The organism is Celeribacter sp. SCSIO 80788, assembly GCF_051054295.1.
In the GTDB taxonomy this organism is placed as follows: domain Bacteria; phylum Pseudomonadota; class Alphaproteobacteria; order Rhodobacterales; family Rhodobacteraceae; genus Celeribacter.
Genome location: NZ_CP150482.1, coordinates 909,518 through 933,206, shown reverse-complemented (window position 1 = coordinate 933,206; position 23,689 = coordinate 909,518). Strand labels below are relative to the sequence as shown.

The window sequence follows — 23,689 nt, the reverse complement described above, 5'->3', positions numbered from 1 at the left end:
GGGCTTTTGCCCGAAAAATAAACCGGTGGGGATTTGTCCACCACCTGAAAACCCGCGACGGGGCTTTGCTGGAATTTCCTTTCCGCACAGCCCCGTCGCCGCCTATCATCTCTCGCGTATCTCCAGTGTCACGGGCGTGTTTGCCCCAACATGAGGTCTCCAACATGAGAGCAGTATTTTGAAACTTCTCGCAGGCATCTGCGCCGCCGGACAATCGCGCCGCATGGGCTTCGACAAACTTTCGACCCCGCCGTCGCTGCATTCTCCCGATACGCTGTTGCGCCGCGCGGTGTCCGCCGCCCATGGCCTGCCCTTCGTCGTCGCCCTGCCCGCCGAGAGCCATCCCTATCACCGCGCCCGGCGCGATCTATTGCGGCCGCATGATCCCTGTCTCATGGTCGAAAACGCCGAGGCCGGGCTGTCAGCCACGCTCAAGGCGCTGGCCCGCTACGCGCTCGACCGCGATGTCGACGGGCTTGCGATCCTGATGGCGGATATGCCGTTTATCACCGCGAGCCATGTTGAAACGCTTGTAACCCTGTTCGAAACCTTCGGGGGGACACGCATCGTGCGCGCGCAATGCCAGAGCGGGCGTCTGGGTTATCCGGTGATCTTCCCTGCCGCCCTGTTGCCAGAATTCGAAACCCTCTCCGGGGACGAAGGTGTGCAGGGTCTGCTGGAACGCCATGGGGTGAAACGGATGGAGATGCCCTCGGAATCCCCCTGCCTGCATGTGAACACACCGGAGGACTGGCGTCAGATGTGACAAAGGCGGCCCTGAAAGCCGCCTTTTGCACTCCGGGAGCCGCGCTTACTGCGCCAGCAAAAGTTGCGCTTCGTGTTTCTTGAGCGTCTTGCGCGCGGCGTTGTAGCCGGTCAGCCCGTCCTCGGTTTCCAGCTCCGGGAAAAGCGTGAAAATCTCCGCGCGCTGACGTGCCTCCAGCGCTCCAAGCGAGGAGGCCCCCGGCTGGAAACTTTCCGTCCAGGCCCCGTTCGACAGCACCACCTCATGGTTGTCGCACATGAAATGGATGTAGCTCACCGGCTCTGCCCGCGCCCGGATGATCCCGGGCTGGCCGACGAGATGTTTCGCCGCCGTGAGCACTTCCCGCTCTTCGAAATAGACCGCTGCACGGTCGGACGTCAGCAGCACCCGGTGTTGCGGAGAGACCATCAGGTCACGCTCCGGCAGGCCGTTGCCAAGCGCGCCCTTGGCGATCAGCACCGGAAGCAGGTCGCTTTGCCGCTGCAAATCGGCACCGGTCAGCTCCTTGCGCCCGGTCCAGACGATGCTCTGGGCGCCGTTGTCCCGGGTGAACACCGTGTCGCCCTCGCGCAGAGCTTCCGCGGCCACTTCGCCGCGTGGCGTTGCGATCAGCGCCCCCGGCGTAAAACAGATGCAATGATCATCTTTCGGCGGACGCGGATGGTGATGGCGGTCTTGAGAAGTATCCCCGGAAGTGGTCATGGCAGTCCCCGTAGCGTTTCTATGGCCGCGATCACGCCACGGCTGAGGTTTGTGCGTTTGTCTCGAATACGATCCATTCAGGACTGCCCACCCTTGGATCTTATGCTGCGCATTGCAGTAGTTGACCCAAAGTAAACCAGGATGCTGCGGTTGCATAGACAGATTTCCGCCTTGCGGATGCCATAGTTTTGCCACGATGCAAGGCGCCCCACGAAGCGGACCACCTATACATGCGTCAGAAAGACAAAAACCACTTATGGTTGTTTTGCGTTTCTTTATAAGAAACAATCTCTCGAGTTTGCCAAGAATTTTGACATACAAGCCCCAAGAATTGCGGTGCCATGCCGTCACAAAGGTCGCAAAATATTGCGCCTAAATTTTAGTCAAAATCAGAGTGGGCGGGATTCTGTCGAAACAAACTCGCACGCCTGCCCCCATTGGGCATATTCAGGAAACACTCGATTTTGAACCGTCCGCCGTCTCCTTTGAGACCGAAACCGCCTCCCCCGGGATTACCCCGAGGGGGACGGTCACGAACCGACGCCGACGCCCCCGACGGCCTCGGTCAGAGCGAACAGCAAAGGCTCAGGAAACCAGAAGTTCTGCCTCATGTTTGCGCAGGATGCGGCGCGCGGCGGTGAACCCACCACGGGTCGACACTTCGGCCAGTTCCGGGAAGAGCGTGAAAAGCTCCTCGCGGGCCTCCTCGCCGATGCCGGAGAGCGTGTAATCGCCCGGCTGGAAGCTTTCCGACCATGTGCCGTCCGACAGAACCACCTCGTGGCGGTCGAACATCACATGAATATAGGTCAGACCGGAGGCCTCCACCACATCCACGCCGTCCATCCGGGTCAGGTGTTTCGCGGCGACCAGAACCTCGTGCTCGTCAAAGAGCAGCGCAGCTTTCTCGTTCGACACCAGAATGCGGTGGTTCGGCGAGACCATCATATCGCGTTCCGGCAGACCGGCCCCGAGCGCGCCCTTGCGGATCAGCACCGGGTTCAGGTCGGAGCGCGCCGCAAGATCCGCCCCGGACAGGGCCTTGTGCCCGATCCAGCGGATCTGCTGAATGCCGTTGTCGCGGGTGATGACCCGGTCGCCGACCTTCAGTTCTTCCACTTTCACCTCGCCCTTCGGCGTCGCGATCAGCGTGCCCGGGGTGAAGCAGGGGATGATTTCCTCGATATTGGTGTAGTTGATGTTGGCGTATTCGTTGGTATCCGCCTTATAGAGCTGGATCTGGCCGTCATAGCCATTGCCGTCGCTGTCCGGGTTCTGAACATGGTTGGTGATCACCCAGCCATCGGCCAGAAGCTCGGTCAGATTGAGCGTATCCCAGTCGACACCGCCATCGCCACCATGCACGGTGGTGTTGTAGACGCCGGAGGTCACGTCGGTGAAGGTCACGTAGATCGTGTCCTCGTCGTCACCACCGTCGAGAACGTCGTTATCGCCACCGCCATAGATCGTGTCATTGTCTTCGCCGCCATAGACCGTGTCGGTGCCAGCGCCCGCGTAGATCGTATCGTCGTCGATGCCGCCGTCGATATAATCGTCGCCGGAGCCGCCATAGATGATGTCGTCATCGTCCTGGCCGTAGATCGTATCGTTGCCGGCGCCGCCGTCGATGATGTCCTTGCCGTTCTCGACTTCGTAATCGTTTTCGTCGTCCGGGACGTTCAGGCTGTCCGGGTAGGCCGGATCGAGACCGCCATAGATCGTGTCGTCGCCATCGCCGCCATAGATCGTATCGGAGCCTTCGCCACCGATGATCGTATCGTTGCCGGACCCGCCGAGGATGGTGTCGTCGTCGAAACCGCCGTCGAGGTAATCGTCGTCATCGCCACCGTCGATATAGTCGGCATCGTCGCCACCATAGATGGTGTCGTTGCCCGCGCCGCCGTAGAGCGTATCCTTGTCATTGTCCGGGTCGGCGTCGTCGGCGAGATAGGGGCCATAGCCACGATCCGGCGTGCCGTCGGAGCCGCCGATGATGATATCGTCGCCGTCACCGCCTTCAATGACATCCTGACCGTCACCGCCGTCGAGGTAGTCGTCGCCACCGCCGCCAGAGATGGTGTCATCGCCGCCCATCCCCCAGAATTCGTTGGTATAAGTGTCGGCCGGATCGGTACCTTCCTGGTCGAAGCCGATCAGCGTGTCGTCATATTCGGAGCCGATCACCCCGTCGATGCCACCTTCGATCGTATCGTTATCGGCGTCGCCGCCCGACAGATCGCCGGTGGCCAGATTGACATAGACCGCCTCGTCGGAGCCGGAATAGTCGATGTTGTCCTGACCTGCGCCACCGTTAAACGTGTCCGCGCCATCGCCACCGATGAACGTGTCATCGCCCGACCCACCGGACAGATAGTTGGTGCCTTCGTCGCCTTGCAGCGTGTCGTTGCCGCCCTGACCATAGATCACATCGTCGCCCGCGCCGCCGATCAGCGTATCGTCGCCCTCACCTTCGCCGGTTTCCGTGCTCTCCACATCGTAGGTCACATCGGAGATGTAGACGACCGAGGTGCCGGTGCCGGTATTGGCATGGATGATCTCGATCGACGCAACCGGGCCTTCGATGGTCACGGTCACGGTGTTGCTGTCGGCGGTCGGCGAAACGTTGTCCGTGCCGGTGCCGGAGACGGTGCCACCGCTCTCGGTCAGGTCGGAGCCGAGATCGTAGGTCACTTCAACCGCGTTGCCCTCGGCGTCATAGGCCAGAACGGTCACCGTGCCGTAATTGGCGTCGATGTCGGAGATGTTGAAGGTGACGTTCTCGACCTCTTCGGAGAAGCCGATCTGATAGGTCCCGCTCTCGCCTGCGTCGGCGGTGGATTTCAGCGAAGAGGTCGCGGACGCGTCCTCGACGCCATCGATGTTGATCGTCGTGGTGGAGAAATCGGAATCGACCGTGTTGTAGGAGGTGGAGCATCCTCCGCCCTCGACCGGTGTGGTGATCGTGACGGTCACATCCCCGGTGTCCTGTGTCAGGGTCTTGCCATCGAGGTCTTCGCCATTGTCGACGGTGCCGTAACCGCCATCGGTGTCGGAGAGTTTGGCCCAGGTGAAGGTCTCGGAGCTGCTCGACGAGACCTCGCCCGTGTCGCCGTAAATCGTGTCGTTGCCCTCGCCGCCGAGCACCGTGTCGTCGCCATCGCCCGCATAAACGATGTCATTGAGCCCGTCGGCGCTGTCGATCATGTCGCCTTCCGGGTCGCCGGTATAGGCGATGTCGATATAATCGTCACCCGAGGTGCCCTCAACAATCCCATCTGTCGTGGGAGTCGTCGGGGTCGGATCGGTCGGGTCGCAGCGATCATCATATTTCGTCGTCATCGTCTCTCTCCTTTGCAACCGCTCACGCGGGCATCCTCGTCACACAAGCACATGGCACCGGATGCTCCGATCCATTCGCAATCAGGGCCCGCGCACGCAAACTGCCCGCGAGGGCATTCGTAATGGGAAAGACACGACCAGACAGCCCCGACCCCATGGCGCAGCACCATGAATGTCGGCGTTTCATCACCTTAAGCAGCAGCAGGCCGGAAACCCGACCTTTTCTCCACACTCGGTCACGCCAGTCGACCTCCCAATACGGACGTCTTTTTGCGTGGCCGCCCCCGTGGCCTTCGGTGCCCCCCAGTTGGGCACCTTCTGGATATGTCAAAACCGTGGTCAAGGAACAGGGAAAATGGCGGGAATGTGCTCAAATATGGCGCTCGCGTGGCAGCTCCGCCCACGAATGACCAGAATTTAAGCGCCACCACAGCCACCAAACCCCACCCGTGTCATGATGAATTATCATTATTCATGAGTTATTTACGCAAACAAAACCCAGTGAGCGCGCACCGGTCCCAAGGCCATTTACCTTGAGGGATATTTTCCGATCCAGCCCCTGAACTGGCGGGATCAAAATGTGTCAAAAACATGGCGCTCATGGGTGCATCGAACCAATCTCGGCCAAAAATCCGAATTTGAGCGAAACTGCGAACAATATGCGTTTCCTCCACGAATCAGATTCCTGCAATCATCGTCCGATGGACGAGAAAGGTCCCTTAAAATCCTCGCACAGATCGGCCCCAAGATCGCGAAATCATGAACAGAAACCGGCTCCCGCCTCTCCCTGACACCAGCAAAAACAAGCCCCGCCGGGGGCCAACTCCCGGCGGGGTAATTCTCATGGAGATCCGTCTGGAGTGTCGGATCAGGAAGCGCTCTTGATCAGGTCTGCGGCTTTCTCCGCGATCATGATGGTCGGCGCGTTGGTGTTGCCGGTGGTGACAAAGGGCATGATGGACGCATCGACCACGCGCAGCCCCTCGATCCCGTGCACCTTGAGGCTCGGGTCCACCACGGCCATCTCGTCCACACCCATTTTACAAGTGCCGCATTGGTGGTGATAGCTCATCACCGCCGAGCGGGCATACTCCGCCAGTTCTTCGTCGGATTGTGCCTCCGGCCCCGGATAGATCTCCCGGGCGATCCAATCGGCAAGTGCCGGTTGGGCGGCCATCTCGCGGATCATCTTCACACAAGTGACCAGCGTGTCGACATCGTATTGCGTCGCCAGAACATTCGGATCGAGCACGATCTGATCTTCCGGGTCCGCCGAGGTCAGCCGCACTTCGCCACGCGAGGTCGGTTTGACGCCGCCAGCGTTGAGCGTAAAGGCATTGCCGACACTCGCGTCCTGCCCCGGCGCATAGTAAGGCACGAAGAGACCGAGCGGCTGCATGTCCGGCTCCGGGCGCTCCGGCGTGGTCTTGGCGAACATCTGCATATGGAGCGGCGTCATGCCGGTGTGCGGCGGCGGCGGCACCTGGCGCGAGGCTTCCCATGTCACCGGCAAAAGCGTGTGGTCATGCAGGTTCTGCCCGACGCCCGGCAACTCGTGTTTGACCTCGATCCCGACCTCTTCGAGATGAGCGCGCGGCCCGATCCCCGACAGCATCAGGATGCGCGGGCTCTCGATCGCGCCGCCGCAAACGATGACCTCGCGGGCGGCGGAAACCGTGTGCATCTCGCCCTCCTGCATATAGGTCACGCCGCTGGCGCGCGTGCCGTCAAGCTCGACCCGATGCACCCGCGCATTGGTGATCAGCGTCAGGTTCGGACGCTCCAGCGCAGGCTGAAGGAACGCCACGGCGGTGGAGTGTCGCTTGCCGTTCTTGGTGTTCAGATCGCAGAACCCCGCACCCATCTGATCGCCGGAGTTGCAATCGGGATTGTAGGCATGCCCGGCCTGCACGGCGGCCTCGACCATCGCCTTGTTGATCACATGCGGCTCGACCTCGGCGGTCACATGCAGCAGACCACCCTTGGCATGCATCGCGGAGGCGTCGCCGGAGTAATCCTCGGACTTGAGGAAATACGGCAGCACATTCTCCCATTCCCAGCCCGCGTTGCCCAGAGCCGCCCAGCCGTCGTAATCGGTCGAGGAACCGCGCACATAGATCATGCCATTGAGCGAGGACGACCCACCCAGCGTCTTGCCGCGCGGCCAGAACAGCTCGCGGTCCTGCGCATGCGTCTGCGGCGCGGTCCAGTAGGCCCAGTCATAGGGCGATTGCCACAGCTCGATCACGCGCATCGGCGTCCAGATCATATCCGTGTCATCCGGCCCGCCCGCCTCGAGCAGAAGGACGGAAGCGCCCTCTTCGGTCAGGCGGTTGGCCATGACGCAGCCCGCAGAACCGGCGCCGACGATGATGTAATCGAACAGCCCATCCTTGGCCTCCGCCGGGTTGAGCGAGGCGCCGAGCGTACCGGCGGCCGTGGTGATCACGCCGGTTGCCACGGCGACATGGCCGATGAAACTGCGGCGGGTGAGGTGCGTATCTTTGTTGGTCATAAGAGACTCCTTGGTGTCCGGACAGCGCCCGAAGGCGCGTCCGTTCTCGTTAGAAAGATGTGGGATCAGACAATCACAGCCTGAATATCGGTATAGGCGTTGAGCCCGTCCTGCCCGAATTCGACGCCCACACCGGACATCTTGCGACCCCCGAACGGCGTGTCGGGGCGGGTCATGCCGTGCTGGTTGATCCAGACCGTGCCGCAGTCAAGCCGGTCGCCGATGGCCTTCGCCGCATCTATATCCGCAGACCAGACCGAACCGCCCAAAGCCGCATCGCCCGCGTTGGCTTTCTCGATGGCCTCGTCGACGGTCTTGAACTTGATGATCGGAAGCGCCGGGCCGAATTGTTCCTCGTCCACAAGCGGCACGCCATTGTCGAGCCCGGAGATCAGCGTCAGCGGGAAGAACAGCCCCTCGCCCGGCGCGCCGCCGGTCAGAACCGTGCCTTTCGTCGCCGCATCGGCCACCAGTGCGGCAACCTTGTCGAATTGCATCTGGTTGGCGACCGGCCCCATGATCGAGCTGTCCTCAAGCCCCGGACCCATAGGAATATTGCGCACATAATCGGCCAGCGCCTCACAGACCGCATCATGCACATCCTCATGCACATAAAGCCGTTTCAGCGCCGCGCAGGTCTGGCCCATGTTGATGAAGGCCGACCAGAACAGCCCCTCGGCAATCGCCTTCGGATCGACATCCGGCATCACAATCCCTGCGTCATTGCCACCAAGCTCCAGCGTCATGCGTTTCATCGTCGGCGCGGCGGCGGCGGCGACTTTCATGCCGGTCGGGATCGAGCCGGTGAACACGATCTTGTTCACGCCTTTCGCCGCCGACAATTCCGCGCCGAGATTATCCTCGGTCTCGTCGGAACAGATGACGTTCACGACACCGGCGGGCAGCACTTCGTTCATCAGTTCGACATAGCGCAGCGTCGACAGCGGCGTATAGGGCGAGGGTTTCGACACCACCGTGTTGCCGGTGCGGATCGCGGGCAGGATGTGCCATGTGGCGATCAGCATCGGCCAGTTCCACGGCGTCACCGAGGCAACAACCCCCAGAGGCTTGCGGTGCAGTTCCACCCGGCCCTTCTCGTCATCGGCGATCACTTCGATGGCGAGCTTCTGTTCAGCGGTGAAATGACACCACGCGCTCGACCCGCCCACTTCGAACCGCGAGCCGACCCCGCCCAGAGGCTTGCCCTGTTCCATCGTGATCAACCGCGCCAGCTCGTCGGCATGGGCGTCGAGCTTTTCAGCAATGGCGTGGCACAGGGCCGCGCGCTCTTCGTCGGGGGTGGCGGCCCAGGCCGGAAAAGCGGCGCGGGCGGCGGCGATGGCGGCCTCGGCATCGGCCTTGGTGCCCTGCGGCGCGAGGCCTACGACCTCACCCGTGGCAGGGTTGGTGACCTCGAAGGTTTTCGCGGGCAGGACGGGCTTGCCGCCGATGATCATCGCGTAGGATTTCGGGGATGGGTGATCGAGTGACATATGCGTGCTCCCTGTGTGTTTGACAGAGAGCTTATGCGCCACGCCGCGCCGCGGTCTTGGGCGGAAACGACGCCCGAAATGGGCCTATGCGTCACCGTCCTCGGGTGCACTGCCGCCGGTCGAGCCGGGCGCATGGCCGAAGCGGCTGCGAAAGCTGTGATAGAAATGGGACAGATCGCCAAAGCCCTGATCAAAGGCGACATCGGACACCGTCCGCGCGCCGCGCCGTTCAAGCGCGCGATGCGCCTGATCGAGCCGGGTCGCAAGGATGCGTTCGCGCGGGGTCTCGCCCAGCGGCCCGAAGGCGCGTTGCAACCGGCGCGAGGAGACATCGAGCAGATCGGCCAGCGCTCCGGGGCCGAAATCGGGATCGCGGTAATTCAGATTGATAAGGCTCAGCGCCCGCCCCAAAAGCCCCTCGCCCGTCCCGTCACGCGCCACCGCGCGCGGGGCTTCGCCGCGCCCGATGTCACGGAGCCATGTCCCCACCAACGACAGGAATACCTCGGCCAGCTCCGGCGGCGTATCCTCCTGTGCGCGCTGTAAAAGCGCGGTCATGGCAATCGCCAGACTGTCCTCGCGCCGGATCGACAAGCCGCCGCGGGCCTGCGCTCCGAAACGGCTCACCACCTCGTCGCGGGGCAGATGAATGGACAGCTGATCGGCATAGCCACGGGTCAGATCGAAGACCGAGGGCTGTGTCGCATCCGAGAGGAACATGTCGCCTGTGCGCAGCGTCACCGACCGCTCGCCCTGCTGCATCACCGCCTCGCCCCGCTGTTGCATCACGAGGACGAAATGGTCCGCATCGTCGCGCCGGATCGCGCGCGCATCGCGCCGGACTTGCTGCGCGGTCAGGCTGACGGTCGCCACCTCGAGCCCACCCCGGCGCGCCAGCCCCGCACTGGCGGCAAAGCGCCCGGATTGCGCCTCGACCTGATAGGCGCCACAGACCGAACGAATGCCCGCATTGAAGGCTTCGACATGGGTGAAAGTCTGAACCGTGATCTCTTCGCGCATCGCGTTTCTCCGAGGGAACGGAGCCAGCCTAGCCCTGCCGGGTTCGGGAGGGAACGTGCGGCGCACACAGATTCACATGAATTTTCACATAATGCCACAAACTGCCTCTTGTTTGATCGCGCTGCACAAGGTTGAAACAGATTTGTTAAGATTTCTGTCAAACGCCCGCCGCCAAAAAGAAATGGGACGCACATTATGAGGCAAGATGACCCTGTCAGGGCCACAAGAGGTCTGGTGGATAACCTCTTGAACGAACTGGTACCCGTGGCCGGACTCGAACCGGCAAGGCCGCAAAGCCGGGGGATTTTGAATCCCCTGTGTCTACCAATTCCACCACACGGGCAGATCGCCCCGAAGGGCGCAGTAAAAGGCGTTTAGCCGAGGCTTGGGGCGAGGTCCAGAGGGATCATCGCACCAGCGTGAGAAAAATTTCCGACCCGACGCAATCAGAGCCGATCCGCCGAGAACGTGTCGCAGGCGTTCAGTTCGCCGGTCTTGTACCCCATCGCGAACCAGCGCTGACGCTGCTCGGAGGTGCCATGGGTGAAGGTGTGCGGCTGCGGAATGCGGCCCGCGTTCTTTTGCAGCGTATCGTCGCCGATCTGCTTCGCCGCATTGAGCGCCTCGCGAATGTCGCCATGCTCGACGGAGCCGAATTTCTCATCCGCCAGTTTCGCCCAGATGCCGGAGAAACAATCGGCCTGAAGCTCGATCATCACAGAGACCGCGTTGCTCTCCGTCTCGGAGGCCTTGGCGCGATAGGCATTGGCCTGCCCGAGGATGCCCAGCTCGTTTTGCACATGGTGCGCCACCTCATGAGCGACCACATAGGCCTCGGCAAAATCGCCGCCCGCGCCCAGTTGCCGCTCCATCGTGGTGAAGAAATCCGTGTCGAGATAGACCTTCTGGTCCGACGGGCAATAGAACGGCCCGGTCGCGCCCGAAGCCGAGCCGCAGGGGCTTTGCGTCACACCTTTATAAAGGACAAGGATCGGCGGAACATATTCGCCGCCCAGTTGATCGGCGAACACCTCGGTCCAGATCTCTTCCGTATCGGCCAGCGTGACCGAGACAAACTGTGCCGCGCGCTCGTCGGCGGCGGTGATTTCCGTGGTTTGGCCGGTGGAGATGCTCTGCGTGCCCTCCAAGAGCGGCGTCACGTCTATGCCGAGGAAATAGCCAATCGCGATGATCGCCAGAAGACCGATCCCCCCGACGCCGCCCACGGCCGCACCCGATCCGCTCCGGCGCCGATCCTCGATGTTGCGCGAGCCGCGCCGCCCCTGCCATTTCATCGTTCACCCTTTCGAACGCATCACTTTGATCTCACAATACTGTCAGCCCCGCGCCGGACAAGCCCCGATCAGGCGTACTGATGCTTGACCCGGTGCGGCGAATGGGGCCTAAAGAGGCCGAACCAACGCAACGGACAACCACCGCAGATGCTCAGACGGCTTTATTCTTGGACCATGTCGCTTGCGGAAAGCCCGCATGCGCTTTGGGCACTGGCCTTTGTCGCCTTCATCGAAAGTTCGGTGTTCCCGATCCCGCCGGACATCCTGATGATCCCGCTGATCGTCGCCCGCCCGCGCGAGGCGTTCAAAATCGCGGGCATCGCCACGGTGGCCTCCGTTCTGGGCGGCATGCTCGGCTATTGGATCGGTTTCGGCGCGTTTGAGACCATCGGCAAGCCGGTGCTCGAATTCTATGGTAAAGACGCCTATTTCGACGAATTCGCCGCGAAATATAACGATTACGGCGCATGGGCCGTGCTGATCGCGGGGGTGACGCCCTTCCCCTACAAGGTGATCACCATCCTGTCGGGGGTCACGCAGCTGTCCCTGCCGGTGTTTATCGTCGCCTCGATCACCGCCCGCGCCATCCGGTTCTTCGTAGTGGCCGCCCTTCTGTGGAAATTCGGCGATCCGATCCGCGACTTTATCGAACGCCGCCTCGGCCTCGTCTTCACGATCCTCATCCTGCTCTTTCTGGGCGGCTTCTACGCCGTGAAATACCTATGACCAAGCCCGACTCCAATTTCGCCCCGCTGCAACCCGCACTGGCGGCCACCCTCGGTTCTCTTGCCATCCTCGGCGGCGCCTTCGTCTTTCAATCCCTTGGCTATGCCCCCTGTGAAATGTGCCTCTGGCAGCGCTGGCCGCATGCCATCGCCATTGCCATCGGGGTGATTTTCGTGATGACGAAATCCCGCCTGCTGAGCTTCCTGGGCGGGCTGACCATGCTCATTTCCGCAGGTCTCGGCCTCTACCACGCAGGGGTCGAACAGAAATGGTGGCCGGGTCCGACCTCCTGCACCGGCGCGTCAGACGCGCTTTCGGGCCTGTCGGGCATGGATTTGCTGCCCACTGCGGGGGCTGCGAAACTGGTGCTCTGCGATGAGATCGTCTGGGACACCTGGGGCCTCGGCATCACCATGGCGGGCTGGAACTTCGTGTTCTCGCTGATTTTTGCGGGGCTCTGGTTCGTCGCCTGGCGGAAAGCCAAATGACCTCTTGAGATCGGCGGCGAAAGACCCCATCTTTGCTCCATGAGCAAGGTACAACCACCGAAAAAGGTCATTCCCTTCCCCACCGCCCGTCGCGGGCGCAAGCGGGTTGGCGGCGCTCTGGCCGATGCGCGGGCCGAGGCTCTGAAGGCGCGGTTTCACGAAGTGTCCAAAGCCGCTCAAACCGGCGATGCGACAACGCCGCTCAAACGGCTTTTGAAGCGCTTCTGATCCCCTCTCCGCCCTCAATGCACGCGGAATTCGCCCACGCAATTGCGCCATTCCCCCGGTGAGATCAGTTTGCGATGGGTAAAGCGCACATGGTGCAGCGGGCCGTCGATATTTTCCTGCCAGAACTCGATGAATTTGAAGAGCTTCGGGTAATCCGGCGCAAGATCGAAGAGCTGCCATGAAAACGTGTTCAGCACGCTTTGGTAATCCGGCATCCGGTAAGTAAATTCCGCAAGTGTCAGCCCGTAGCCCGACAGCATCATTTCCGTGTCGCTCATCTCGTGTGCCCGCATCTGCGGCATGTGCATTTCTCCTGTTGGTCTGGCCATTTTGACCTTGTTGTGAACCTCCCTATAAAAATCCTGCCGGAAAACGGTTAACTGTCAATGAAAACATCGTAAAAACAGTATGTTGTCACTCATCTCCCGCGGCTGCTACCGATCCATGAACCGCGAGGCGCATCCGCCATTGCACCCCATATCCGGTATGGGGTAGAGTGTCATACAACGAGATACGGGACCTGATCCCGCAACACAAAATGACAGGCGGACAACGTGAGCGACACACCCGAAACCCCTGAAAACACGCCAGAAAATGGTGAGGAAAAGCGCCGCGAGCCGATGGCTTGGGGTGGACCGAAGATTTCCATCACTCAGGAGATGAAGACTTCGTACCTCGATTACGCGATGAGCGTGATCGTGTCCCGTGCGATCCCCGATCTGCGCGACGGGTTGAAACCGGTGCACCGCCGTATCCTCTTCGCGATGAACGAGGCGGGCAACACCCATGACAAACCCTACCGCAAATCGGCGCGCGCCGTGGGCGACACGATGGGGAAATATCACCCGCATGGCGACTCGGCGATCTATGACGCCCTCGTCCGCATGGCGCAGGATTTTTCCATGTCGCTGCCGCTTCTCGACGGTCAGGGCAACTTCGGCTCGATGGACGGCGATGCCGCCGCGGCCATGCGCTATACCGAAGTGCGGATGGACAAGCCCGCCGCCTATCTGCTCGCCGATATCGACAAGGACACGGTCGATTTCGAGCTGAACTACGACGGCAAGGACAAAGAGCCCACCGTACTCCCGGCGCGCTTCCCGAACATGCTGGTGAACGGCGCGGGCGGGATCGCGGTTGGGATGGCGACGAACATTCCGCCGCACAACCTTGGCGAAGTGGTCGACGCGACGCTGGCACTGATCGAGAACCCGGACATTTCCTCCGAGCGGCTGATGGAGATCGTCCCTGCCCCGGATTTCCCGACGGGCGGCATGATCCTCGGTCGTTCCGGGGCGCGCAAAGCCTATCTCGAAGGCCGCGGCTCCGTTGTGATCCGGTCGAAAACCCGTGTCGAAGAGATCCGCAAGGACCGCTACGCCATTGTCGTCGACGAGATCCCCTATCAGGTCAACAAGGCCTCGATGATCGAGAAAATCGCCGAATGCGTGCGTGACAAGCGGATCGAAGGCATCGCCCACGTTCAGGACGAATCCGACCGCAACGGCGTGCGCGTGGTGGTCGAGCTGAAGCGCGATGCGACCGCTGAGGTCGTGCTCAACCAGCTCTTCCGCTTCACGCCGATGCAAACCTCTTTCGGCTGCAACATGTTGGCGCTCAATGGCGGACGGCCGGAGCAACTGACGCTCCGCGCCTTCCTTGAGAATTTCATCATCTTCCGCGAAGAAGTGGTCGCGCGCCGCACCGCGTTTGAGCTGCGCAAGGCCCGCGACCGCGCCCATATCCTCTGTGGTCTGGCGGTGGCTGTGTCCAACGTCGACGAGGTGGTGGCGACCATTCGCTCCTCCGCCGATGCGGCCGAAGCGCGCGAAAAACTCATGACGCGCCGCTGGCCCGCCCATGAGATCGCCGATTACATCCGCCTGATCGACGATCCGCTGCATAAAATGAACGACGACGGCACCTATAACCTCTCCGAGGTTCAGGCCCGCGCCATTCTCGACCTGCGCCTGCAACGCCTCACCCAGATCGGCGTCAAAGAAGTCACCGACGAGTTGGTCGAGCTGGCTGCCAAGATCAAGGATTACCTCGCCATCCTCGCCTCCCGCGAGCGGATCATGGAGATCATCTCGAACGAACTCATTGAGGTCAAAGAGCTTTTCGCCGTGCCCCGCCGCACCGAGATTGCCGATTGGTCCGGCGACATGGACGACGAGGATCTGATCGAGAAAGAGGACATGGTTGTCACCGTGACCCAATCCGGTTGGGCGAAACGCACGCCTTTGGCCGATTACCGCGCGCAGAAACGCGGCGGCAAGGGCCTCTCGGGCATGGCGACCAAGGATGAGGACGTGATCACGACGCTGTTCGTGGCGAACACCCACACCCAGCTTCTGGTCTTCACCGACGATGGCATGGCCTACAAGATGAAGACATGGCGTCTGCCGCAAGGCGGCCGGACCGCTAAGGGCAAGCCGCTCTTGCAAATCCTGCCGATCCCGCAGGGCGTCTCGATTGCCGCCATCCTGCCGATCGACCGCGACGAAAAGGATTGGGACGATCTCCAGATCGTTTTCGCCACCTCGAAAGGCTCGGTGCGCCGCAACCGTCTGTCGGATTTCACCAATGTGAAATCGAACGGCAAGATCGCGATGAAATTCGAAGGCGAAGAGGAAGGCACCCGCCTGATCAACGCCCGGATTTGCGACGAGAACGACGACGTCATGCTGGTCACCTCCGGCGGTCGCGCGATCCGCTTCCCGGTCCCCGATGTGCGTGTGTTCAACTCGCGCAGCTCGACAGGTGTGCGCGGCATCCGGCTTGTCAACGAGGGCGACGAGGTCGTCTCCATGTCGGTGATCAAGCATTTCGAGGCCGATCCGTCCGAGCGCGCCGCCTATCTCAAAATGCGCCGCCAGATGGCCGGGGCCGATGAGACCGACGCGGGCGACGACGAGGAAGAGGCCGTCGAAGGCGCGATCACGCAGGAGCGTTTCGAGCAAATGCAGGCCGCCGAAGAGCTTTTGGTGACGATCACCAAAGCGGGCCTCGGCAAGCTGACCTCCTCGCACGATTACCCGGTGCGTGGCCGTGGCGGCCAGGGCGTGGGCGCGTTCAAGCTCTCGGCGAAAACCGGCGATCTTCTGGCCTCCTTCCCGGTCGGTCTCGATGATCAGATCATGCTCGCCACCTCGAAAGGCCAGTCGATCCGTTGCCCGGTCAACGGCATCTCCTTCCGCTCGCGCGGCGCCGGTGGCGTCAAGGTGTTCGACACCGGCAAGGGCGAAGAGGTTGTCTCCGTCGCCTGGATCGCGGAAAACGACGAGGACGACGAAAGCTCGGCATCCTGAAACTGAACCGGAAAGGCCCGCCAAGCGCGGGCCTTTTTCAGTGTGAATTCATTGTTAAATCCATTTCCCGACAGATGACCTGAAAGGCCATGACATGCATTACGAAACCCTTCTGATCCTGCTGTTTGCCCTTTTGATCCTGATGTTTGCCGTGATGATGTTTCGTGGCCGCCGCGCACCGCGCGTCAATGCACAGATCGCCGAAAATCAGGCCAAATCCATTGTCCTACAGGAGCGCGGCGTGGTCGCGGCGGAGCGTCAGGCTGCAGCTCTGGAATCCATCGCAGCGCAGATGACTGCGTCCAAGGCTGATAAAGCGCGTTGATTTTCCATAGTGATTTAAAAATACACAGAATAATCCGCTATTGTCACAAACTCGTGCATATTACCAAAATGTCACAAGGCGAATATCTTCGCCGTTCCACCTCCCGCTCGGAGCCAACTCGGCATATAGTCCCCAGCAACGCAGTCATACTGTATATGAGGACCTCCGTTATGATGAAAACTTCCCTGATCGCGATCGTCGGCGCCACCGTTGCGCTGACCGGCGCAGCCCAAGCTGGCGAGATGACCTATGGCTCCGCCGAGCTTTCCTATTACAATAACGACGACACCGATGTGGTTCGCCTGCAAGGCGATATCGACTATATCGTCAACAAGTTTGCCTTCACCGGGACCGCCAAGGCGATTGATTACGATGGCGACGACGCCTACACGCTGAACGGCACCGCAGGCTACGAATTCACCCCCGGCTTTACCGGCTATGTGAAACTCGCCGCCTACGACTTCAACTCGGGCGACACCGAATATACCTATGGCCTTGGCGTCGACTATATCGGCAATGCCTTCGGCGTGGCGCTCGAATACACAACCGTCGACGGTGAAGATTTCGAAACCTACAACCTGAACGGTTACTACGACTTCGGCGCTTCCACCGTGTTCGGCTCCTATGTCTCCCTCGACAGCGATTTCAGCCTCTACTCGCTCGGTTATGACTTCGACGTCGACGCGTTCGGCCTGACCGCCGCCACGACCTTCTCCGAAGACGGGATCGACCACGGCGTTTCCAGCTTTGCCGGCACCTATCAGTTCGGCAATTTCGGTGTGAAAGCCAATGTGCTGACCGGCAACCACAATCTGTTCGACACCGGCTACTACGGCATCGCCGGGACCTATGCGGTTAACGATCGCATCACGGTTGAGGCTGGCTATGATACCACCTATGGCGACGTCAGCGATATGGACCTGTTCTCGCTGAAACTGTCCTTCGAAATGGGTGGCGATCGTGCCCGCGTAACCGATCGCGTCAGCGACCTGTTCGACAAAGCCCGCAGCCCGGTTCTGAACTCCGTAGGTCTCGACCTCTACGATCCGATTTACGGCCCGAGTCTGGCTCTGGGCTTCTGATCCAAACCGATCTTCATAGCTCACAAAAGGTCCGCTCCCCTCGGGGGCGGGCCTTTTCTCTTGTCACTCTCCCGACAGACCCGGCGCCCCGACGCGCCCGGCATCGCGCTACATAAAACGGAACGCGCAGGGATCAGAGCAGATTGCCCCAGCCCCCGCGCCAGAGCGAAAACCGTCCACCGCCCCAGACGATCAACGGCATGGCCATTATGACAGTGAACAGCGTCAACAGGGCTGTCTGATCCAGACGCAACGGCTCATGGGCGACGGCAAAGTGAAACGCCAGCACCAGGGCCGCCCCCAGCGCTGCCATGACACGGGTACGGATACCGAAGGTCAGCCAGATCGCGATCAGGAAAAACAGGCTGCCGACCACCATGTTGCGAATATCGCTGAGTTGCAGAAACACCGCAGGCATTTCCCGAACCCCACCGGCCAAGCCGCCCGCATGCGCGCGCAGCCCATTCGCCCAGCCCAAACTCTCTGACACCGGATGCATCAAAAGTGCCGCGCCAAGAGACAGGCGGCAGCCCAAACGTATCCCGTCGCAAGTGAACCCTGTCTGTGAGGAGGTCGTGATCATGAGTGCCTCGTGCGTCTCTTGTCTTTTTCTTGATCTACGCACAAAAAAACACCGGGCGGCCATCTTAGATTTGCACATTGCGCAATTGCAACAATCTATGCGTGTGCATCTCGTCACGACCGCCCGCCTTCAACAGAGGCCGGTCAGCCCCTCACCCGCTCGGGTATAGATGGACTGCGCGACGCTCTGCGCAATGAACCGGGTGACCTGCGTAATCGCCGGATCGCCGCGACGGCTCTCGTGATAGCTCATGTAGAGATCGCAGGCCTCGGCGGTCTCCGCCACCGCCACAAAGCCCGGCAGATCCAGGCCGGAAGCCCTGGGAAGCAGCCCCGCAAGCCCCGTCGCACGCATCACCAGCAGCACGTGATCGAACGTATCGACATGAATACGCGGCGGCTGACCGAAATACCGCTCCGCGCGGATCATCGGCTCGAACTCCCGAACATCCGCCCCAAGCCCGACCCAGTCGCGGATCTCAGGATCACGATCCGGCGCGAAAACCTGAACCGTGATCGTCCCGATCTTGCGCGAAATCAGCCGCCCTGCGCGCGGGCGCACCACGGAGATGATCACGTCATTGCCGGACAGGGTCTCGATCATCGCCCGGTTGTGAAAGCTGAGCTGGATGTTCTCCATCTCGGCGGCGCATTCCGCCAGCGCCGGAATCAGGATATGCCCGGAGATCAGAGGCGAACAGGCCACCCGGATTTCCGCACTCTGCAACCCGTGCTTGAAACGCAAACGGTTCTTTTCCCGCTCGACCTCTTCGTGAAACCGGTCGGAGGCCTCGATCAACCCCTGCACCTCCGGGTTCGTTCCCCAGCCCGCAGGCGTCTTGATCACCGGATTCATGCCCAGCTCGTCCGCCATGCGCTCCATCCGCCGCGACACCGTCGCCGGATTGGTGCCAAGCGCGCGCGCCGCAGCCGCCATGGTGCCATGCCGTTCGATCGCCAACAGGAATTTCAGGTCGTCCCAACGATCCATTCCGCTCTTCCTCTTCCTTATTTTGTTGCATGCTGCCCTCCCTCAAACGGCGGGAACTCATGTACAGATCACAGCAAAGAGCGCTTTCGGCGCATTTCACTCAAAAACCGGAAATAGAAAAAATAAGACAATATCCAGAAGATATAGAGCGATCTGTACGTACGATAAACGCGCTTTCCGGGGTGACCCTACGCAACCCGGTGTATTTTTCGCTCCATGGTCACACCACATGCCCAAACCTCGAAACTCTGTTCCAAGGCACGCGACATGCGCGCGAAACACATATGCTCCGCCCCCGAGCCAGACCACGCAAGGGCCCTGCGGCAATGGTGCGTCAATCCTGCGAATATGCCGCCGAGCGTTTGAATTCCGCGGGACTTTTCATGAGGAATGCCTACAACTGAGGCGAAGCCGAAGCAGAAAGACGACCCCGATGAGCGCCTATGACCAAATGCTGAATGTGACCCAGACACACCTGACAGAGGCGCGGATCGTCCCGCCCCTGCGCGAGGGGGCCTTTCGGCACATGGCCGGTGTTTTCGACAAGACCGGGGCGTTTTGCGCGGCCGCGAACATCAAGCGCGGCGAGGACTATCTGCTCGGCACCAAAAATCTGCGGGAAACCCCGGACAAACGCCTGCCGGGCAGACATCTCTACGGCGGCCAGATGAACCATCATTTCGGGCATTTTCTTTGTGAAACGCTTTCCCGCCTCTGGGCGCTGGACCATCTGGACGCGGCGGTGGACTCGATCCTGTTCCTGTCGCGACGCCCCAACGCACCGCAAGAGCTGCAAGCCTTTCAAACCGCCATGTTCGACGCCCTGAACCTGTCGGTTCCGATCCGGATCGTCTCCGAACCGCTCATTGTCGACGAATTGATCGTCCCGACCCAGGGCTTCGGCATCGACGAGCTTGGCGAAGGCGCACCGGAATTTCGCGACTACATCCACCGGAATTTCCTGCCGGAGGTCGCGCCGGAAGGGCCGGAAAACCTTTACATCTCGCGCCAAGGCCTGTCCCTGCGTGCGGGCGCGGCACTCGGTGAAGATGCCCTGTCCGAAAACCTGCGCAACGCGGGCTATGAGGAGTTCTTTCCGGAGAAACACGACATCGCCACACAGGTCGCCCGCTACAAGGCCGCCAAGAACATCGTCAGCATCGAAGGATCGGCCCTGCATCTCTACGGCTTCGTCGGCCACAAGGCCCAGTCCGCGGCGGTGATCGTCCGGCGCTCCGACATGTTGGCGGCGAACATGATTGCGGCACAACTCAGGAGCTTCTGCGAGATCACCCCGCAGGTGCTGAACGCCGTGACCCGGGAATGGGACATTACCGAGGGACCGGTGCGCAGTTCGAAATCCATCAGCCTGCTGGACATCCCGCAACTCGGTCGTGCGCTTGCCCAAGCCGGTATGGTGGAGGACAGGCCCTGGCCCGCCGCCAAAGGCAATTTCGACCGGCGGATCGAGAGGATCACCGGCAAAACCAACCGGGATTATCGCGAAGTTCCGCTTCAAACCGCCCCCGCACACGGCTGATCGCAGGACACGGCCTTGCCATGCCGGGCCATCACGACTAAGCCCCATCCTAAAATGGTGCAGGACGTCATGACAGAACACACACTTCACATCGTCGGCGGCGGCATGGCCGGGTCCGAGGCCGCATGGCAGGCCGCCAATCTCGGCATCAAGGTCGTGCTGCATGAAATGCGGCCCGAGGTCGAAACCTTTGCGCATCAAAGCGGCAAATTCGGCGAGATGGTCTGTTCCAACTCCTTCCGCTCGGACGATGACGAACAGAATGCCGTGGGCTTGCTGCATTGGGAAATGCGCGCCGCCAACGGCTTGATCATGGCCACGGCGGACAAGCACAAACTGCCCGCAGGCGGCGCTTTGGCGGTTGACCGTGACGCCTTCGCCGATCACGTCACCGAAACGCTGATGGCGCATCCGAATATCTCCGTTCAATATGGCGAGATCACCGAGCTGCCCTCCGATGGCATGTGGATTTTCGCGACCGGCCCGCTGACTTCGCCAGCGCTCGGCGAAGCCATCGCGGCTGAGACCGGCGCCGACCGTCTGGCGTTTTTCGATGCCATCGCCCCCATCGTCTATGCCGAGAGCGTCGATATGGATGTGGCTTGGCTTCAGTCGCGGTACGACAAGGGCGAGACCGAGGAAGAGCAGAAAGCCTATCTCAACTGCCCGATGACCAAGGATCAATACGAGGCCTTCATCGACGCGCTTTTGGCGGCGGAGAAGACCGAGTTCCACGAAGGTGAGACCGCGAAATATTTCGACGGCTGCCTGCCGATCGAAGTCATGGCCGAACGCGGCCGCGAGACGCTCCGCCACGGTCCGATGAAACCCATCGGCCTGACCAATGCGCATAAGCCCGAGGACAAGGCCTATGCCGTGGTGCAACTGCGCCGCGACAATGCCTTAGGAACACTCTATAACATTGTAGGATTTCAGACAAAAATGAAATACGGCGCGCAGACTGAGGTGTTCAAAATGATCCCCGGTCTGGAGAATGCCTCCTTCGCCCGCTTGGGCGGCATCCACCGCAACACCTTCCTCAATTCGCCGACGCTTCTGGACGATCAGATGCGGTTGAAATCGCGTCCCAACATCCGTTTTGCCGGTCAGGTGACGGGCGTTGAGGGTTATGTCGAAAGCGCCGCCATGGGGCTTCTGGCCGGTCGCATGGCCGCCGCCGAGCTTTTGGGCCGCGATCTTCCGCCGCCGCCGTTCACCACCGCCATGGGCGCGCTCGTGAACCACATCACCGGCGGCGCAGAGGCCAAGACCTTCCAGCCGATGAACGTCAACTTCGGCCTCTTCCCGCCTTTGGATGGCCTGCGCGGCGGACGCAAGGGCCGTAAAGAGCGTTACAAAGGCTATACGGATCGCGCAAAAGAAGAGTTTAGCCAATGGCTTGAGGGGCAATCCTGATGCCCTACGTGACCCGATTTGCCCCAAGCCCCACAGGGCCTCTGCATCTGGGTCACGCCTTCTCCGCGCTCACCGCTTACACCCGTGCACGGGAGCAAAACGGTCGTTTTCTCCTGCGCATCGAGGATGGCGACACAAGCCGCTGCCGCCCGGAATGGGAGGCGCTGATCTACGCCGATCTCAGATGGCTCGGGATCGCTTGGCCGGAGCCGGTCCTGCACATCACGGCACGCGAAGACATTTACGCAAGTGCGTTGAAAAGGCTCGATGAAATCGGCCTGATCTATCCCTGCTCCTGTACCCGCCGTGATGTGATGAACGCGCTGTCGGCCCCGCAGGAAGGTGCCCCAATGGGTCCCGATGGGGTGATTTACCCCGGCACCTGTCGCAGCCGCACCATGGCCTCTTTCCAGCCCGGCGACGCGATCCGCCTCGATATGGAAAAATCCATTGAATATCTGAGAGATGTAAATCGTTTCTCATGGCAGGAAACCGGCCCCTATGAGACCGGCACGCATCGCCTCGACGCCGCTCACCTCATCCACGGCGTCGGCGACATCGTTCTGGCCCGCAAAGACCTCGGCACCGCCGCCTATCACCTCTCCGTGGTGATTGACGACGCGGCCCAAGGCATCACCGAAGCCGTGCGTGGCGCCGACCTCATGGAAGCAACGCAAATTCACCGGCTGCTACAGGCGCTTCTGGATCTGCCGGAGATTGCCTATCACCACCACCCTCTGATCCGCGACGAAGACGGCAAGCGGCTTGCCAAACGCTCGGACGCCAAGGCGATTTCGAAATTCCGTGAAGAAGGCCTTGCCCCCGAGGATGTGAAGGCTTTGATCGGGCTATGAGTATTTGGACCATCAGAAAACCAGTATGGGCTTTCTGATGGCAAAAATACTCACATCATCGGCTTCATCAGCTCGACCGCCTCACCGTTCTGCACCGAACGGTAGAAACACGAGCGCCGGTTGGTATGGCAGGCAGGCCCCGCCTGATCGACCAGAACGAGAATGCAATCCATGTCGCAGTCAAAGCGGAAATCCACCAGCGTTTGCAGGTGGCCGGAGGTCTCCCCCTTGACCCAGAACGCCTGACGCGAGCGCGACCAATAGGTCACCTTGCCGGTCTCCAGTGTCTTGCGCACCGAGGCCTCGTTCATCCACGCCATCATCAAGATCTCGCCCGTCGCATGGTCCTGTGCGATGGCCGGGATCAGCCCCTTGTCGTCGTATGTCAACTGAGCGGCATCGAATGCGCCAAATCTCTCGTCGCTGCACGTAGCGCTGCACATGGGCCTGTCCTTTCCAAGCGGGAACGTTTGCCCTATCTATGAAACCCGATCCCGAAAGGCAAACCATGTCCGCACAATCCTCGACCGAACTCGCGCAACTCTATTCCGGCACGCTTCTGGCGCTTGCGGCGGCGATCCCGCTGACCGGGCGGCTGGAGGCGCCGATGGTGTCGGTCAAGGAGCGCGCGCCCTTGTGTGGCTCCACCGTGACCGTGGATATGGATGTCGAAGACGGGCGCGTCACCCGGTTTGCGCAGGACGTGAAAGCCTGTGCCTTGGGTCAGGCGGCAGCCTCCGTGCTCGGGCGGCACGTCATCGGCCGTACAGAGGCCGAACTGATCCGGGCGCGCGACGAGCTTTCGGCCTTTCTCAAGGAAAACGGTCCCGTGCCTTCCGCCCCCTTCGAAGGCTTCGAGGCCCTCCTTCCCGCCCGCGACTTCAAAAACCGCCACGGTTCCATCCTTCTGGCGCTCACCGCCACCTGTCGCGGCTTCGAAACGCTGGAAAACCTCTCCAAAAATCCAGACTGACTTAACCGAAGCGTAAGACCCATGCGCCATGATCCGGAGCAAT

At 61.1% G+C, this 23,689-nt stretch carries 21 protein-coding genes and 1 tRNA gene; 11 read left to right on the top strand and 11 right to left on the bottom strand.

Translation table 11 applies throughout. The annotated features are described in order from the left end of the window. Positions 1–178 precede the first annotated feature (178 nt). Positions 179–766, top strand: coding sequence for a nucleotidyltransferase family protein (locus V1471_RS04825; protein WP_434287189.1), 588 nt, complete (start codon positions 179–181; stop codon positions 764–766). 45 nt (positions 767–811) lie between these two features. On the opposite strand, the gene V1471_RS04820 is transcribed toward V1471_RS04825, so the two are convergent. The 7 genes from V1471_RS04820 to ypfJ all read right to left on the bottom strand — a co-directional run bounded on the left by V1471_RS04820 (position 812) and on the right by ypfJ (position 11,130). After that, complete coding sequence (locus tag V1471_RS04820) at positions 812–1,468, bottom strand: Hint domain-containing protein (RefSeq protein ID WP_434287188.1); 657 nt, start codon at positions 1,466–1,468, stop codon at positions 812–814. A 585-nt stretch (positions 1,469–2,053) separates the two neighbouring features. Then, positions 2,054–4,807, bottom strand: coding sequence for a Hint domain-containing protein (locus tag V1471_RS04815; RefSeq protein WP_434287186.1), 2,754 nt, complete (start codon positions 4,805–4,807; stop codon positions 2,054–2,056). Between the two features lie 868 nt (positions 4,808–5,675). Further along, positions 5,676–7,322 (bottom strand): GMC family oxidoreductase, encoded by a 1,647-nt coding sequence (locus tag V1471_RS04810; protein ID WP_434287185.1) that lies wholly within the window; start codon positions 7,320–7,322, stop codon positions 5,676–5,678. Between the two features lie 65 nt (positions 7,323–7,387). Continuing rightward, complete coding sequence (locus V1471_RS04805; protein WP_434287184.1) at positions 7,388–8,815, bottom strand: aldehyde dehydrogenase family protein; 1,428 nt, start codon at positions 8,813–8,815, stop codon at positions 7,388–7,390. 84 nt (positions 8,816–8,899) lie between these two features. Next, the gene (locus V1471_RS04800; protein ID WP_434287183.1) at positions 8,900–9,835 is read right to left on the bottom strand and encodes a helix-turn-helix domain-containing protein; all 936 of its coding nucleotides are present in this window, start codon (positions 9,833–9,835) and stop codon (positions 8,900–8,902) included. 256 nt (positions 9,836–10,091) lie between these two features. Continuing rightward, positions 10,092–10,178 (bottom strand) — tRNA-Leu (locus V1471_RS04795). Between the two features lie 103 nt (positions 10,179–10,281). Beyond that, the gene (gene ypfJ, locus V1471_RS04790; protein ID WP_434287182.1) at positions 10,282–11,130 is read right to left on the bottom strand and encodes a KPN_02809 family neutral zinc metallopeptidase; all 849 of its coding nucleotides are present in this window, start codon (positions 11,128–11,130) and stop codon (positions 10,282–10,284) included. A 147-nt stretch (positions 11,131–11,277) separates the two neighbouring features. Here ypfJ and V1471_RS04785 point away from each other — a divergent pair, with 147 nt between their 5' ends. The 3 genes from V1471_RS04785 to V1471_RS04775 are packed head-to-tail and all read left to right on the top strand — an operon-like array spanning position 11,278 to position 12,572. Further along, on the top strand, positions 11,278–11,856 hold the full coding sequence (locus tag V1471_RS04785) for a YqaA family protein (RefSeq protein ID WP_434287181.1): 579 nt from the start codon (positions 11,278–11,280) through the stop codon (positions 11,854–11,856). Next, on the top strand, positions 11,853–12,344 hold the full coding sequence (locus V1471_RS04780) for a disulfide bond formation protein B (protein ID WP_434287180.1): 492 nt from the start codon (positions 11,853–11,855) through the stop codon (positions 12,342–12,344). The genes V1471_RS04785 and V1471_RS04780 overlap by 4 nt, the downstream gene beginning before the upstream one ends. Positions 12,345–12,383: 39 nt before the next feature. Then, positions 12,384–12,572, top strand: a complete 189-nt coding sequence (locus V1471_RS04775) for a hypothetical protein (protein WP_434287179.1) — start codon at positions 12,384–12,386, stop codon at positions 12,570–12,572. 14 nt (positions 12,573–12,586) lie between these two features. Here the strand turns inward: V1471_RS04775 and V1471_RS04770 are convergent, their stop codons facing one another. Continuing rightward, positions 12,587–12,874 (bottom strand): usg protein, encoded by a 288-nt coding sequence (locus V1471_RS04770; RefSeq protein ID WP_434287177.1) that lies wholly within the window; start codon positions 12,872–12,874, stop codon positions 12,587–12,589. A gap of 252 nt (positions 12,875–13,126) precedes the next feature. Between V1471_RS04770 and gyrA the strand changes: the two genes are divergently transcribed. From gyrA to V1471_RS04755, 3 genes are all read left to right on the top strand, one after another. Further along, a complete protein-coding gene (gene gyrA, locus V1471_RS04765) occupies positions 13,127–15,883 on the top strand; it encodes a DNA gyrase subunit A (protein WP_434287176.1) in 2,757 nt (918 codons plus the stop codon). A 94-nt stretch (positions 15,884–15,977) separates the two neighbouring features. Beyond that, on the top strand, positions 15,978–16,208 hold the full coding sequence (locus tag V1471_RS04760; RefSeq protein WP_434287175.1) for a hypothetical protein: 231 nt from the start codon (positions 15,978–15,980) through the stop codon (positions 16,206–16,208). A gap of 170 nt (positions 16,209–16,378) precedes the next feature. After that, the gene (locus V1471_RS04755) at positions 16,379–17,290 is read left to right on the top strand and encodes a hypothetical protein (RefSeq protein WP_434287174.1); all 912 of its coding nucleotides are present in this window, start codon (positions 16,379–16,381) and stop codon (positions 17,288–17,290) included. Between the two features lie 133 nt (positions 17,291–17,423). On the opposite strand, the gene V1471_RS04750 is transcribed toward V1471_RS04755, so the two are convergent. Both V1471_RS04750 and V1471_RS04745 read right to left on the bottom strand, forming a co-directional pair. Continuing rightward, positions 17,424–17,873 (bottom strand): hypothetical protein, encoded by a 450-nt coding sequence (locus V1471_RS04750; RefSeq protein WP_434287173.1) that lies wholly within the window; start codon positions 17,871–17,873, stop codon positions 17,424–17,426. 129 nt (positions 17,874–18,002) lie between these two features. Next, positions 18,003–18,863 carry a LysR family transcriptional regulator gene (locus V1471_RS04745; protein ID WP_434287172.1) on the bottom strand — a complete coding sequence of 287 codons (861 nt, stop codon included), beginning with the start codon at positions 18,861–18,863 and terminating at the stop codon, positions 18,003–18,005. Between the two features lie 433 nt (positions 18,864–19,296). Here V1471_RS04745 and V1471_RS04740 point away from each other — a divergent pair, with 433 nt between their 5' ends. The 3 genes from V1471_RS04740 to gluQRS all read left to right on the top strand — a co-directional run bounded on the left by V1471_RS04740 (position 19,297) and on the right by gluQRS (position 22,673). Next, positions 19,297–20,403, top strand: a complete 1,107-nt coding sequence (locus V1471_RS04740) for a glycosyltransferase family 61 protein (protein WP_434287171.1) — start codon at positions 19,297–19,299, stop codon at positions 20,401–20,403. A 69-nt stretch (positions 20,404–20,472) separates the two neighbouring features. Further along, the gene (gene trmFO, locus V1471_RS04735) at positions 20,473–21,819 is read left to right on the top strand and encodes a methylenetetrahydrofolate--tRNA-(uracil(54)-C(5))-methyltransferase (FADH(2)-oxidizing) TrmFO (RefSeq protein WP_434287170.1); all 1,347 of its coding nucleotides are present in this window, start codon (positions 20,473–20,475) and stop codon (positions 21,817–21,819) included. Next, entirely contained in the window at positions 21,819–22,673 is an 855-nt protein-coding gene (gene gluQRS / locus V1471_RS04730; protein ID WP_434287169.1) for a tRNA glutamyl-Q(34) synthetase GluQRS, read from the top strand. The genes trmFO and gluQRS overlap by 1 nt, the downstream gene beginning before the upstream one ends. Positions 22,674–22,723: 50 nt before the next feature. On the opposite strand, the gene hisI is transcribed toward gluQRS, so the two are convergent. After that, the gene (gene hisI, locus V1471_RS04725; protein ID WP_434287168.1) at positions 22,724–23,116 is read right to left on the bottom strand and encodes a phosphoribosyl-AMP cyclohydrolase; all 393 of its coding nucleotides are present in this window, start codon (positions 23,114–23,116) and stop codon (positions 22,724–22,726) included. A gap of 65 nt (positions 23,117–23,181) precedes the next feature. Between hisI and V1471_RS04720 the strand changes: the two genes are divergently transcribed. Then, positions 23,182–23,646 (top strand): iron-sulfur cluster assembly scaffold protein, encoded by a 465-nt coding sequence (locus V1471_RS04720; RefSeq protein ID WP_434287167.1) that lies wholly within the window; start codon positions 23,182–23,184, stop codon positions 23,644–23,646. Positions 23,647–23,689: the final 43 nt, after the last annotated feature.